1 protein-coding gene is annotated in these 877 nt (G+C 36.9%); it reads right to left on the bottom strand.

All coding sequences use genetic code 11. The annotated features are described in order from the left end of the window. Positions 1-45: 45 nt before the first annotated feature. Positions 46-297, bottom strand: coding sequence for a hypothetical protein (locus tag GC093_RS32510; protein WP_171656115.1), 252 nt, complete (start codon positions 295-297; stop codon positions 46-48). Between the last annotated feature and the right edge of the window lie 580 nt (positions 298-877).

Below are 877 nucleotides of genomic sequence, written 5' to 3'. Positions count from 1 at the left end.
GCCTGTTTTCTGTAGAATGAGAATAAGGAGTTATTCCATAGCCATCTAAGATGACTTACGGTAAGGCCCAGTATTTGTGCTGTTTTCTTGAATCGTTGCCTGCTCAGCTTCTTTAAATAATTTACGTTGTTCCTGAACCGCATCAAGCCAAGACCAACCGTAAATAACGATGAAAATCACAAATAGGAGTGCCCCAAGCGCTTCCCACCAAAAGCTTTCTCTAACGCTTGGAAGCGCTCCCAACCCTAAAATCATTAGCGGAATAAACCAGAAAATGAGTGGCTTTTTCTCTTTCACGACGTGACCCCTTATATGTTTGTCTACTATATTAATTGTATATTTTTCGTGATGTTATGGCGGTTTGAGTCCGTAATAGGTTCGACCAAATTGTGGTAATTATAAAACAAACAAGAGTATGCCTCCAGTCAGCTTTCTTTGGTAATGTATGATGACGAGTACGTTCCATTGGCAGGTATTATGAAGTCGATCTCCAAAAACCCAGTTGTCAAACGACACAAACATAAGCGCATATTCGTGAATAAATTTGGTTTGCTTTAAAAAAGTGCATAGGGAAGAACCGTCCTATAATGCACGGAAGTACATTCCATATATTTCTAATTCTTGCCACTTACTCTAAACGGAACACTTCCTTAGTAGTTAAAATGGAAAAAATCCAGTGGATGAGTTTATTCACATAAGCAATTATCGCTACTTTGCATATTGAGATTAGAATCATTTTAAACAATGGTAAAAGAGATGGTGCTCAATATGTACGAAAGCAGGATTACTGGATTATATTCAACGAAATATGGAAGGAAATGTTTTTTTGATTGAGAACCAAATAATTGTGAAAAGTTTTTCATACCAAGTAAGTTCA

This window comes from Paenibacillus foliorum, from assembly GCF_013141765.1.
GTDB classification, from domain to species: domain Bacteria; phylum Bacillota; class Bacilli; order Paenibacillales; family NBRC-103111; genus Paenibacillus_S; species Paenibacillus_S foliorum.
This window is presented reverse-complemented; position numbering and strand designations above follow the sequence as displayed.